This is a genomic window from Vibrio kyushuensis, assembly GCF_050337325.1.
Taxonomy (GTDB): Bacteria; Pseudomonadota; Gammaproteobacteria; order Enterobacterales; family Vibrionaceae; genus Vibrio; species Vibrio kyushuensis.
The window spans coordinates 118,286-130,839 of the sequence record NZ_JAKJSV010000008.1 but is presented as its reverse complement, the minus strand read 5'-3'; the positions used below and the strand labels follow the sequence as shown (position 1 = coordinate 130,839).

At 41.4% G+C, this 12,554-nt stretch carries 15 protein-coding genes and 1 pseudogene; 11 read left to right on the top strand and 5 right to left on the bottom strand.

Annotation, left to right across the window (positions count from 1 at the left end; translation table 11 throughout):
- Positions 1-34: 34 nt before the first annotated feature.
- Entirely contained in the window at positions 35-265 is a 231-nt protein-coding gene (locus tag L4D20_RS18180; RefSeq protein ID WP_428803003.1) for a GDCCVxC domain-containing (seleno)protein, read from the bottom strand.
- Positions 266-414: 149 nt separating this feature from the next.
- Here L4D20_RS18180 and L4D20_RS18175 point away from each other — a divergent pair, with 149 nt between their 5' ends.
- Entirely contained in the window at positions 415-1,206 is a 792-nt protein-coding gene (locus L4D20_RS18175; protein WP_428803002.1) for a substrate-binding periplasmic protein, read from the top strand.
- Between the two features lie 26 nt (positions 1,207-1,232).
- Here the strand turns inward: L4D20_RS18175 and L4D20_RS18170 are convergent, their stop codons facing one another.
- Complete coding sequence (locus L4D20_RS18170; RefSeq protein WP_428803001.1) at positions 1,233-2,159, bottom strand: LysR family transcriptional regulator; 927 nt, start codon at positions 2,157-2,159, stop codon at positions 1,233-1,235.
- Between the two features lie 166 nt (positions 2,160-2,325).
- Here L4D20_RS18170 and L4D20_RS18165 point away from each other — a divergent pair, with 166 nt between their 5' ends.
- Together L4D20_RS18165 and L4D20_RS18160 are read left to right on the top strand one after the other, a co-directional pair.
- Positions 2,326-3,261: an NADP-dependent oxidoreductase gene (locus tag L4D20_RS18165; protein WP_428803000.1), complete on the top strand. Its 936-nt coding sequence runs from the start codon at positions 2,326-2,328 to the stop codon at positions 3,259-3,261.
- Positions 3,262-3,281: 20 nt separating this feature from the next.
- Complete coding sequence (locus L4D20_RS18160) at positions 3,282-3,695, top strand: RidA family protein (RefSeq protein WP_428802999.1); 414 nt, start codon at positions 3,282-3,284, stop codon at positions 3,693-3,695.
- 227 nt (positions 3,696-3,922) lie between these two features.
- Here L4D20_RS18160 and L4D20_RS18155 read toward each other — a convergent pair whose 3' ends face one another.
- Together L4D20_RS18155 and L4D20_RS18150 are read right to left on the bottom strand one after the other, a co-directional pair.
- Entirely contained in the window at positions 3,923-4,357 is a 435-nt protein-coding gene (locus L4D20_RS18155) for a cupin domain-containing protein (RefSeq protein WP_428802998.1), read from the bottom strand.
- Positions 4,358-4,641: 284 nt separating this feature from the next.
- Positions 4,642-4,947 carry a DUF1330 domain-containing protein gene (locus tag L4D20_RS18150; RefSeq protein WP_428802997.1) on the bottom strand — a complete coding sequence of 102 codons (306 nt, stop codon included), beginning with the start codon at positions 4,945-4,947 and terminating at the stop codon, positions 4,642-4,644.
- A gap of 139 nt (positions 4,948-5,086) precedes the next feature.
- Here L4D20_RS18150 and L4D20_RS18145 point away from each other — a divergent pair, with 139 nt between their 5' ends.
- From L4D20_RS18145 to L4D20_RS18110, 8 genes and pseudogenes are all read left to right on the top strand, one after another.
- Entirely contained in the window at positions 5,087-5,971 is an 885-nt protein-coding gene (locus L4D20_RS18145) for a LysR family transcriptional regulator (protein WP_428802996.1), read from the top strand.
- A 243-nt stretch (positions 5,972-6,214) separates the two neighbouring features.
- Positions 6,215-6,724: a putative ATP-dependent zinc protease gene (locus L4D20_RS18140; RefSeq protein ID WP_428802995.1), complete on the top strand. Its 510-nt coding sequence runs from the start codon at positions 6,215-6,217 to the stop codon at positions 6,722-6,724.
- Positions 6,725-6,880: 156 nt separating this feature from the next.
- Complete coding sequence (gloA2, locus tag L4D20_RS18135) at positions 6,881-7,264, top strand: SMU1112c/YaeR family gloxylase I-like metalloprotein (RefSeq protein WP_428803148.1); 384 nt, start codon at positions 6,881-6,883, stop codon at positions 7,262-7,264.
- A 70-nt stretch (positions 7,265-7,334) separates the two neighbouring features.
- Positions 7,335-8,597 (top strand): DNA alkylation repair protein, encoded by a 1,263-nt coding sequence (locus L4D20_RS18130; RefSeq protein WP_428802994.1) that lies wholly within the window; start codon positions 7,335-7,337, stop codon positions 8,595-8,597.
- 9 nt (positions 8,598-8,606) lie between these two features.
- Positions 8,607-8,735: pseudogene (locus L4D20_RS18125) on the top strand (VOC family protein); the annotation flags it as partial.
- Between the two features lie 210 nt (positions 8,736-8,945).
- Positions 8,946-9,650 (top strand): hypothetical protein, encoded by a 705-nt coding sequence (locus L4D20_RS18120; protein ID WP_428802993.1) that lies wholly within the window; start codon positions 8,946-8,948, stop codon positions 9,648-9,650.
- A 201-nt stretch (positions 9,651-9,851) separates the two neighbouring features.
- Positions 9,852-11,213, top strand: a complete 1,362-nt coding sequence (locus L4D20_RS18115; RefSeq protein WP_428802992.1) for a hypothetical protein — start codon at positions 9,852-9,854, stop codon at positions 11,211-11,213.
- 74 nt (positions 11,214-11,287) lie between these two features.
- Complete coding sequence (locus tag L4D20_RS18110) at positions 11,288-11,554, top strand: hypothetical protein (RefSeq protein WP_428802991.1); 267 nt, start codon at positions 11,288-11,290, stop codon at positions 11,552-11,554.
- Here the strand turns inward: L4D20_RS18110 and L4D20_RS18105 are convergent.
- Positions 11,551-12,477 carry a LysR family transcriptional regulator gene (locus tag L4D20_RS18105; protein ID WP_428802990.1) on the bottom strand — a complete coding sequence of 309 codons (927 nt, stop codon included), beginning with the start codon at positions 12,475-12,477 and terminating at the stop codon, positions 11,551-11,553. The genes L4D20_RS18110 and L4D20_RS18105 overlap by 4 nt on opposite strands.
- Between the last annotated feature and the right edge of the window lie 77 nt (positions 12,478-12,554).

Below are 12,554 nucleotides of genomic sequence, written 5' to 3'. Positions count from 1 at the left end.
TTATTTTGGTTTTCATAAATTATCAGTTAGGTTTCTAGCATTGGCATCCACCTTCGCCTTTTTTAGAAGGGTTAAGCTGTATTGGTGGGCAGGGGACTGTGCCGTAAGAGCAAAATACGCAACAATCACCTTGTTTTGGTTTTAGGAGTTCTTTGCAAGCAGTGCATTCATAGAACCACTGACAGGCGTTGGTCGGCATCGTTTCCATTTTCTTATAACCGCAAGTCGGGCAGGTTAATTCAGATTCTAAGACCATTCCACTCATGCTTTAACGCTCCCTTTCTTTTATCTTTCTATGTCTTATCTTAGCTACACTTTTTCTTCGCTGCTCTCTAGCTAGAAGCGCATCAGCTACAATTAAGGTTCTCGTAACGCTATAGATTCGAACTTTATTGAGATTACTTGGAAGTGCTGATGAAAAAACTCGCTGGAACACTTGTGGCTGTTGGATTGGCTCTTTCACAGCAGGCGTCTTTCGCTACCGAGTCAGATGACACAATCGTTGTTGCTTTTAGTGAACTTGCTCCTTGGAAAGTGGTTGAGGAAGGTCAATACAAAGGTGTGTATGCCGAGATATTGAGAGAGCTTGCTCGGGGATTAAATAAAGAGTTGAAATTTCGAAGCTGCCCATTAAAACGTTGTTTGCTGATGATGGAAGAGGGCACAGCGGATTGGATCATCGGCGTTAAGAACACATCAGAACGAGAGCAATGGATCACGTTTATTGATACGCCTTATCGCCATACCGCGACCAAAGTGTTTTATGTCAGGTTGGGGGAAAGTAAGAGGCTAACCCAATATGAAGACCTTTTTGGTTTAACCATTGGCGTAAAAATTGGTGCTAGGTACTTCAAACAGTTTGATGCAGGGACGGGTTTAAGCAAAGAACAGGTGGCCAGCGACGAACAGAACTTTAAAAAGTTAGTGTCAGGTCGGATTGATACCTTCCCCATTAACGCTGAAACAGGGGCGATTCATCTCGCCAATTCAGAGTATCAAGGTTTACTAGAACGTGCCGAGTTTTCCTATACCGCGAAAGGACTTCGTTCTGTCGGAGTGTCAAAAAAGTCTAAGCATATCCATTTACGAGATCAAATGAACACACTTATGCAGAAAATGGTTGAGAGTGGAAAGTTGGATGACATTTACCGTATTCATTTCTTTGAGCAGTATGGAGTAGCTAAAGATGCCTATCAGTGGCGTTAACTACTAAGTTAACTACAAATTTAGCGTTACTTGAACGGAAGATGGCGTAGCTCTTCGTATAAACCATTGTTTAATACCGCGAGTATTTTTTCTCTTAGCCATAATGTCGCTTGATCGCGTTGATGTCTTGTGTGCCAAGACATAGATATGGGACCAGGTGCCATAGGAAAAGGTGTCCTTCTAATCACTAATTGCCCGCTATTCACGTGTTTAAGAATGATGGGCAGAGGAATGGTTGTGATCATGTCGGTGTTGATGAGTAGTGTGGCGAGGTTATAGCAATGATTGACTGTCATAGATATTCGGCGAGTGAGTCCTTGTTTTCGTAACTCGATATCAACGCCTCCAGAAGCTTCCCCAGACAGTGAAAGCAACAAGTGTTCAGCACTCGCAAACTTATCGATAGTGAGTTCTTCGTTTGCTAGCGGGTGATCGGGACGCATTGCGCAGACAAAGTGGTTATCGAATAAGTGCTGAGTATGGACCATCGAAGAATTTCCCTCAAAATAATCCAAGACCATGTCTACATCGGCATTGAGCAATAAGCTTTCTCCATTCACGTTATAAGGGACGGCGTGAATGTTCACATGCGGTGCCTCCTTCTCAATGCTTTGTCTTAATGACAGCCAGAATAAATCGGCCATCCAATCGGTTGTTGCGATTCGAAAAGTGCGCTGAAGTGTCGCTGGATCAAACGCACTCTTGACTGCCGCAAGTCGAATCGACTCTAGCGGATCCCCTATGTTTTCCCACAGTGTAATGGCGTAAGGCGTTGGCCGAATGCCTCTTCCTTGCTTCACAAATAAAGGATCATTCCAGACATGCCTCATACGGGAAACTGCATTGGAGACAGAAGGCTGAGTCATTGATAAACGCTCAGCGGCCGACGTAATAGATTGCTCTTGCATGATGGCATCAAAAATGACCATTAAATTGAGATCGAGATTAGCCATGGCCTAGGAAGTTATGTGGGTCAGGTAAATCAGTATTGCGCAACTCATCATGTTTATCAATGTGTTTTATATGAAACATCAATTAGACGATATTCGTTGAGTTGGGCAAAGTAACCTTACTAAGACAAAAACACCGAAAACGATTAACTGACATAGGGACATGACGATGAAAGCGATCTACATAGAGCAATACGGAAATGCTGAGAAACTGACGTTTGGAGACATTGCCAAGCCAGCCATTAATGACAATCAGGTTTTGATAAAAGTGAAGGGAGCAGGCGTTAATCCCGTTGATTGGATGGTTCGTGAAGGTTTTCTACAGCAGAGTGGCGAGCATGAGCTTCCACTTATTCTAGGTTGGGACGCGGCAGGAGAAGTTGTCGAGTGCGGAGGGAGTGTCACAAATGTAAACCTTGGAGACAATGTCTATGTTTATGCGCCTATTTCAGGTCAAGGCGCTTACGCAGAATACATCGCTGTTGATGCTGACTTAGTTGCTCCTGCTCCAAAAACCTTAGATATGGTGACAGCTGCGGCGGTTCCATTAGCGGCGACGACTGCATGGCAAGCATTGATGGAGGGTTGCAAGTTGAAAGCTGGCAACCGAGTGCTGATTCATAATGCAGCGGGTGGTGTTGGCAGCTTTGCGGTTCAAATTGCGAAGGCGAAAGGCGCTTATGTGATTGGCACGGCATCAGCGGCGAAAGAGTCCTACGTGAAAGGGTTAGGGGTGGATGAGTTTATTGATTACCGAAAGCAGAAATTTGAAGACATTGTGAGTGACGTGGATGCAGTATTAGCGGCCATCAGTGGTGATGAGGTTGTTGAGCGGTCTCTTAACGTTGTTCGAAAAGGTGGCCATATCATTTCCCTTTTGGATGAGATTGAAGATGAAGTCGCGCAGCGTCATGGTGTGAACTTTCAACGCTGGTGGGTCATGCCCAATGCTCATGACTTACAGAGTATTTCTAAGTTGATTGATGACGGTGACATCAAAGTCAATATTGATAGGGTCTTTCCGCTAGAGCTTGCGGATCAAGCGCATGGTTTGAGTGAGTCAAAAAGAGCACGCGGAAAAATCGTTTTAGAAGTTTCTCAGTAGATAAGATTAAGGAAGATAATATGGCGACTAAACAAGCTTTTCATAACAAAAATTTACCAGACATGCGTAATGCCTTTAGTTGGGGCCTTAAGCTGAGCGAGTTCAACGAAGTGTTCTTTGTGACAGGCCATGCTGATTGCAGCCCTGAATTCATTACACAGCACCCTAATGATCCGGTTGCTCAAACTCGATTGATACTCGAGCAGATGAAAACGTTTTTGGAAGAGGCTGGGTACAGTGTTAATGATATTGTCCGTACCGATTGGACTTTCACCAATGATGTCACCTCTGAACAATTTGGGGACATAGCAAAAGTGTGGGAATCGTTTCTAGTTGATGTGGTAGTAAAACCTGCAACGGGGACTTTGCGGTATGTGCTGCGCTTGGGAATGCCCGACATGATGGTTGAATATGAAATGATGCTAGCAAGGTAATTGAGATTATACTTCACGATGCCAATTTACACTTTCTGGGATTGGTTCGGTATTTTAACTCTGGCAACTGCCTTTGCCATTTTCGGATTCTAAGGTGATTTTTCATTGTCGTATCAATGTGCTTATAATCGAATGGAGTAAGTGTCCTTTAAAAGCATTTCGGGAAGCTCGGAAACTGCGGCTTCGGAACTTCTCGAAATTACATTAAACAATGGCAATCTGTCGATTTACTCAACTTTGATCATCATCGGTTTACCAATATCACCGACTTGGAAAATAAGAAGTTCAAGGTCATCGGTTGAACTTGAGTTCTTACCTATCATTGCAGAGTCAATTTCTTCGGGATAGAGCTCACCCGCTTTAAAGGTTTTCGTTTCGTTTTCAAGTTCAATGGTCAGCTCCCCCTCGAGTACATAAACATAAACAGGTCCTGGGTGTGTATGTTTGCTGCTTATAAACCCGGCAGGTGCGGCCAAATGAACCACCGTCATTTCTTTACCATCTACCCCTGGCAGTGGAGCTTGATGTAATTTCTGCATCGTGGCTTTCTTTGGCACATATTCCTCACCGGCGGCTGAGGAAAAACTGATGATAGTAGTCAAAATAAATAAAGATGCGACTAATGAAGATACAATATTGTTCGTTATTGTTGTTTCCTTCATTGTTAACCCTCCTTAATGTTGTAAACAAGTAAAAGGATGCCATCAAAATACCGATGTAACCCTTTACCTTCCCAACCTCTATAAATTGTTCTAATTAGTGTTGGTATCACTTTAGCCTAGTGTAGAAAGCCGCCACTTTCCTTAGGTCTCCTATTTTACAAAGTTGTTTTTAACCCCAAGTTATATTGTTTTCCCCATTATCTCTCTTTTAAAATCATGTAATTACCTGAATGAAAATCACTTTATACTCAATAGGTCTATCGATGTCCCGCTCTCTCTTCGAGTTAAATTAAATTTCCCAAACTCGATTCAAAAATGGCGGAATCTGCATCTAAGATCGTTGAACGTAACTGTTTTAGAGGTTGATACTCGGGCGAGGTGTAAAAAGCATTTGCATGTTCCTTCGATGGGAACTCGACTAATACGACTCTCCCTTCTGGCATTTTCCCTTCAATGACATCAAGTTGGTCCGTGACGGCTAAGGCCTTTCCACCATGTTTTTCTAATATAGCGTGCGCTTTTACAAGGTAGTCGCGCTGGTGGGCTTCATGATCGTGGATACGGACAAAGGTAAGCATATAAGCAGGCATAATTATTTTCCTATAGGTCGAATGTTCGGTTTAGAAACACCAAGATAATGAACCTAACGATATAAAGATAACGAAATGTTACTATCAAAATGATAGATTTAACTTATCATTATTGAGTGTGCCAAATAGGGAAGTGCCAATGACTAATGAGCAGCTGAAAGCGTTTATCGCCGTAGTAGAGCAAGGTAGCTTTCGAAAAGCGGCAAAAGCGATATTCAAAACTCAAGCTGCGGTAAGCAGTTCGGTTAAGAATTTAGAAGAACAATACGGTGTCACCTTATTTAATCGCGATGAGTATCGGCCAACACTCACTCAAGCAGGAGAGGCATTTTTTCATCACGCAAAACTTACTATGGGTCACTTTAATCAGCTCGATAACATTGGAAAGCAATTGAGTATGGGGATCGAACCAAAGTTTACCATTGTGGTGAGCATCGCATTTCATCTTCCTCCGTTGCTCACGAAATTAAAGCCAATCATCGACAGCTTCCCAAGTACACAATTTAAAATTTATACCGAATCACTGAATGGTGTTGTCGAGCGAATAGATCGCGAAGAAGCAGATTTGGCATTTGGCCCTGAAATAGGGTTGAACATTGAGCATGAAAGACTACCTGTAGCCAAGGCCGTCATGATAAATGTTGCTGCTCCTGATTATTTCCCTTCAGCTTTAAATGACGTAATTAGCTTAAGAGACGTGGCTCAACATGACCAAATAGTGACTCGCGACAGCGCACAATATAAGAACAAAGCGTCGTTTCATACGACAGATGACCGAGCGGCTTGGAGCGTTAATGACTTTACTACCAAGAAAGACCTTATTTTAGCAGGGCTAGGGTGGGGTGGGCTTCCTGAGTATTTGATCAAAGATGACATTGCGCAAGGCTGTTTGATCCCTATTAACGTAGAGGGAATACCAACGAGATCGTCCGGTGACCTGCATATGTTCAGAAATAGAAACCATCAGAAAGGGCCAGTGGCCACTAAAATCTGGAGTGAACTGAGTGAGGCTTACGGCCATTAACCATTATTTCCGATTTATTAACCCCCTTAGTTGGTGGAAACAAACGATACGCAAGCATTGGTATCATTGTTTTTCAAAAAGTAACAATCGCACTATTCTTCAAAAATTGATGATAGTTTATCGAATGTTAGAAGTGTAAGTGACTGACTTAATGTTAGTTATTCATATCTCCTATGAAAGTGAGTCGACCGATATAGATGCAACGACCACGCACGATATAGCAAAATCATACAAAGGGATAAGATGAAGAAAACAGGGTTAATAGCCGTATCACTCTTGGTGAGTACCGTTAGTTTTGTCACTCTAGCGGAACAGTGTTCAGTGGACAACATGGAAGTGATCGGCCAAAAGGCTTTCATCGACATTGAGGGGTTTGATAGCGCTTACCGAGCTCGCATTGATACAGGAGCAACACGCACATCACTCCATGCAATGAACATAGAGGTTATTGACGGCGTAGATGAACTCGATGCCAATATCGGCAAGGAAGTACGTTTCGTGACTGGTAATGAACTGGGCGACTATAACCAACACCAAGCTGAGATTGTTGCTGTTCGACGTATTCGAAACTCGTTCGGTGCAGACATACGCTATAGCGTAAACTTTACTTTGGCGCATGAAGGTTATGAAAAAACCGTGGAAGTTAATCTTCGAGATCGCAGTAAAATGACGGATAAGCTGTTGATCGGCCGTGATTGGCTTTCATGCCAGTACTTGGTCGATGTTAGCCAAAACCCAACGACTTCCACATAACGTATTTATGGTTCTTTATTTTAATTGAGCGTGCGTCCTTCTTATTTTTAGGAGGACTCGCTTTGAAAAGAGAACATGAATATAGGTATGTAGAAAGAACAGATGTTATGTTGAGTGTGTATTTCTATTCTGACCGCTATCTGGGAGCGTTTTGTGATTGTTGAAAGTATTCACCATATCGCCATTATTTGTTCTGACTATCAAAAATCTAAGGCTTTTTATACTGAGGTACTTGGCTTAAGCATCATCGCGGAAAACTACCGTGAGAGCCGAGATTCTTACAAACTAGATTTAGCCCTTCCTAGTGGCGGGCAGATCGAACTGTTTTCATTTCCAAACCCTCCATCAAGGCCAAGTCAGCCCGAAGCACAAGGCCTAAGACACTTGGCGTTTGTCACCGCATCAGTAGAAGAAGCGGTTAAAGAGTTAAATTCGTTCGGTGTCGAAGTTGAACCTATTCGAGTGGATGAGTTCACCGGCAAGAAGTTTACTTTCTTTCAAGATCCTGATGGTTTGCCGCTAGAGCTGTATGAGAAGTAAGGGGGGAGAAAAGAAAAAGCCATAACATTTGTTTGTTGAAGAGGGTTTTAGTCGCTAAGACATGCAGTTGGTGCGCAATAACAAAACCCTACTGACAGTTTCTGACAACAACGTCGATATACTCTTTTCTCATGTTGCTCCGCTACGTTCACGATTGTCATCAAATCAGGGAGATATGATGGAACCGTTCAAAAACAACCTTTCGCCACAATTAGTACAGTGCTTTGGCCTGCTACTTGAGCGACATTTAAGTCACTTTGATAAAGCTGAGTTTGAGCAAACAATTATTCAGCAGCTTGATGCTCTTGAGCTAAAAGAGAGAGCTGCCTTCATTGCAGAAAAACTTCATCAGGTGTTGCCAAAACAAGAGGTCATTCGTTTCCAAATAATTAGAAAAATGTTGCGCCCCGTTTCTGGTGATCTTACGGTCGTTCAGAGTGATAAGGACGGCATCACTGGGTGGGGAACACTTCCGCTCGGTATTGTGGTCAGTCAGTTTGGCTATGAATCTTTTGATGATGCCATGGCGCTGTTAAAAGACATGACTGAACACTTTTCTTCTGAATTTGATGTGCGCTTTTTCCTCATTGACGATCAAGATAGAGCGCTGGACATTATGTCTAATTGGTTAACACACCGAAGTCATCATGTACGTCGGTTGGTGTCGGAAGGTACGCGCCCACGTTTGCCTTGGGCGATGCAGCTGCCAAGCATCATTAAAGATCCTAGCGCCACTTTGCCTCTATTGACCGCATTACGAGATGATGAGCATGAATATGTTCGCCGCTCAGTCGCTAATCACCTAAATGATATTGCCAAAGACCATCCTGATCTAGTCGCAAAACTAGCAGTAGATTGGATGAATGACGCAAAAAAAACGCTCATCGATCAACCGTTGCTGAATCGCCAAAAATTGCTTCGTCACGCTTGTCGTACGCTCATTAAGCAGGGGCATCCAGTGGCACTTGAAGCCTTTGGTGTTTTTCCACCTAAACTCGATGTCAGCCCCATATTTTTGCCGTCATCAGAGATTCATTTCGGTACTGAATTGTGTTTTTCAGTGGAATTGCATTCGAGCAGCGATAAAGATCAGTCGCTGATTGTTGATTACGTTATGCATTTTAAAAAGGCCAACGGCAAGATGGCGCAAAAGGTGTTTAAATGGAAAAACGTCACGCTTAAAGCGCGTTCTCATTTGTCGATAGAAAAGGCCCATGGCATCAAGGAAATTACAACACGGAAGTATTACCCAGGTACACAAGCGGTGTCATTGCAAATTAATGGTCAGCCTTTTGGCTATAATGAGTTTAATTTGATTATGGGTGAAGCGTAGACCGTGGCGGATGCAGTAAAGGCGCTTAACAAAATGGATGTTGAAGTAGAACCCATTCGAGTGGATGAGTTCATAGGCATGAAGTTTACCTTCTTTCAAGACCCCGATGGATTGCCGCTAGAGCTTTATGAGAAATAAACGGTCTATATAGCAGGTGGAAAAGCTCATTCCAGTTCGTTATCACTGATATTTCACTATGTGATTATTCTAATTGCACATAACCGAATAACCTACAGCAATAAGATCCCTGTATTTTAAGTCGAGTACTTTAATTAGGGTATAAAAGAACCATCTTTAATGGAGTCGGTTCTTTTTTGATAATTATGGATAGCTCAACGAATTCAAAAAATGAAGCGTAGTTTATTGGTTATTAGTCTATTTGTTTCTCCTGTTCAGGCTGAGATAGTGGACTCTATAGAGAAGTTTACAGATATATTTGGAGTTAGCTTTTCTAAAGATATAGATGGCTCTACTGTTACCACATTAGACGCTAGCTATGATGTAACAGAAAAATTGAGAGTCTTTGGTGACATTGATACCGAATCAAATTGGGAAGCGGGTATTGGATATTCTGTTTGGCAGGGGGACAGTTATTACACGGAAAACACGCTTAAAGTAAGTGAATGGAAGTACTCGACGGGAATATTTGTCGCTAAATCGTTGCATGAGCAGTGGGTTGCGATCGTAGATGTAAACTACAACTATAAGAAAGATATTGAAGACCCAATTTGTAAAATATTCGGCGAGTGTAATGGAAATAAGCTTGATACAACTTTTCATCCTTCAGATAGTATCGACTACAGTATCGGTGCAATGTGGAGCCCGGTTAGCTACTTTGATTTAATTTATAAATTTAATCATGAGGTGGGTCTAAAAGACAATTACCTATCCGTTAATAATACATCTTGGCCTATGACCAACGGTCGTTCTAATACTCATTACCATGAAGCAGTACTTTATATTAATGCAAAATATATTCGACCATCTATTACATATACTTACCTTGACAATGGGAAAGATTTTATTGAGTTTGGTTTAACCTTTGATTTTTAAATTCCCTTGATTGACTCTTCTAGATACTTATAAAACAGCACACTATGTGCTGTTTATTGATCTTGGTAATAAACTTTACCTCATTCCATTTGTTTATCACCATTATTTCAATTCTCGATTATTCAAGATGAATTCGCTTCGTTAATCTATACGCAACTAAACAGAACAGCACGGATGCATTTATTTTTATAGAAGAGATAAATGATGAAAAAAACACTTTTAGCAATCACTATGGCAACACTAATTTCTGCACCAGCAATTTCAGCTCCAGTTAAAGTTGACCGTGCATTGGCGAACCAATACACAGCAGAGCTGATTGAAGCACAAATGAATGAAATAGATGCTCGTGTGTTAGCACAGCTTAATGCCCAGCCAAGCACAACGACGACAGCAACGGTTGACGATGTTGTTTATGAGAAGCAATCAGATGGTACATGGGCAGCTGTTGGTGCTGTATCGGCTACATTACTGGCGAGTCTACTCAGTTCATCTTCAAGTACAGGCGGACACGCTGATGAGCTACCTGATATGCCAATTGATGCGCCTAGACAGTTGCCTGATGTAGACGTTAGTACACCAGATAATACTAAACCAGATTTTGATTTCATTACTGACGGTAATGGGAAAATTGGCATTGTTCGTGATGGAGTTTTATTAGGTACTATTGAAGGCTCCATCAATGTGAATACTCGTCATTTAGAAGTAGGGCCAATGGGGGGGATTTGGTATAACAATCCACAAGCACCGGCTCCAATTAAACTTCCATTTAAAGTTGAGTCTTCTATTACTGGTCCCCTAGTGATTACAGACACTCGCACAGGTGAAATTGTTGGAATAGGTGGTCAGATAGGTGGTGACACGGCACCAATTAAACTGACAATCGTGAAATCAGATCTAGGCTGGACCATATTTGGATCTCAGGGACGTTCTGTAACTATCACTGATGCCGAATTAAAACGACCAGACCTCCCAATTGACGCCCCGAGACAATTACCTGATGTAGACGTTAGTACACCAGATAATACCAATCCAGATTTTGATTTTATTACTGATGGTAATGGAAAAATTGGCATTGTTCGTGATGGAGTTTTATTAGGTACTATTGAAGGCTCCATCAATGTGAATACTCGTCATTTAGAAGTAGGGCCAATGGGGGGGATTTGGTATAAAAACCCACAAGCACCGGTTCCAATTAAACTTCCATTTAAAGTTGAGTCTTCTATTACTGGTCACCTAGTGATTACAGACACTCGCACAAGTGAAATTGTTGGAATAGGTGGTCAGATAGGTGGTGATATGGCACCAGTTAAACTGACAATCGTGAAATCAGATTTAGGCTGGACGATATTTGGATCTCAGGGACGTTCTGTAACTATCACTGATGCAGAATTAAAACGATCAGATACGGTTATCAATGGTAATCAAGGTGGCGTTGTTATAGTTGACCATGCTAATCGTGATGTTATCGCTAATGACGAAGCTAAAGATACAATAAAGACTTTAGCAAAGCAGCCTCGTTTTGACGATGTACGTAACAAGGTTAGAGCTAAATTTGCTCAGTAGTACCTGTTCTCGATGAAAAATAATAGCCACTGTTGAGGTGGCTATTACTTCTAACTGTATAGGTTATTAAGAAAATGAAAAAATTAGCCATACTTATCAATGAAATATCGGGAAGATTTGAAATCTGCGATATTGATAGCTACTGCTTAGGCCATGTGTACGTTCAATGTAAGTCAGAAAATCTTCACATTACCATTCATAGTGACGTAGTCGATGAAGAAGAGATCATCTCAGTCGTTAATGTTGGTAAAGATAAAGACGATTCATCTGAAGTATTTACGTTATATGAGGGCCGTCACGTATCTGGAGTACTAGACTTTTTGCAGCGTCTTGAATCCTAGACTGTGCTTCTAGATAAAATGCTTTTCAATTTGTCCAACAGCCATAACGTTTGAGCGCTATTGTTATTTTTATTGTGATAGTAACTATAGATATTGGGTGATTCCTGATCATAACCAAAATCAAACTCTAAGAGTTTAATGCCTTTTATAAAGTCGTAATTAGAGAACTTAGAGATAGCAACAATCATATTACTTGTATGAACGGCCTCTAGTAATACTGATGGAATCTCAGAACGAAGTGTAATCTTAAACTTAATGCCTAAGTCATCTGCAATGATTTCCGCGACCGATTTTTTTAAGTTCCAATTGGGAGCGAGGACTGTACCAACAGGGTATTTGGCAACTTCATATGGTGTCATTTCACTGTTTATTATTGGGTGATCTTCCCTGCATATAATTCGTAATTTGTCCTGAGCCAATTTTTTTGCATGGAGGGTTTTAATCGTGACATCGCTGTCATAGCTAATACCCATGTCAATTTTGCCGCTTTCAATTTCAATTTGAGTATCCTGACTCCAGCAACGAAAATGGACAGATGCGTTCGGTGCATCTTTCTGAATTTCAGCGTATATGGTGTTAGCTAGGGCAGTCATTAAAAAAGGTGATATGGCAAAGATAATATCACCTTCTATTTTTTCAGGGTTAAACTCTGTTTGATCATTTATAGTATTTTCAAGCTCTAACATGATTGGTCGAAGAGAGTGGTAGACCTGTTCTGCGTAGGGTGTTGGTGTCAGCCCTGTGCTTGTTTTTACAAAAAGATCATCGTTTAAATGTTGCCTTAGTTTACTGAGGTATTTACTGACGGCTGGCTGAGTAACAAAGAGCCTTTCTGCCGCTTTGCGCATATTTTTTTCTTGATGGAGAATAAAGAAAGTTTTTAGTAAGTTCAGGTCTAGTTTGTCATAGAGATTGTGAGCCATTGTTTTCCTTAACTTCAGGTCCAAGCAATTGTTAACTTCATTATGTACTTACATGATAGTAACCCACCAATTTATTA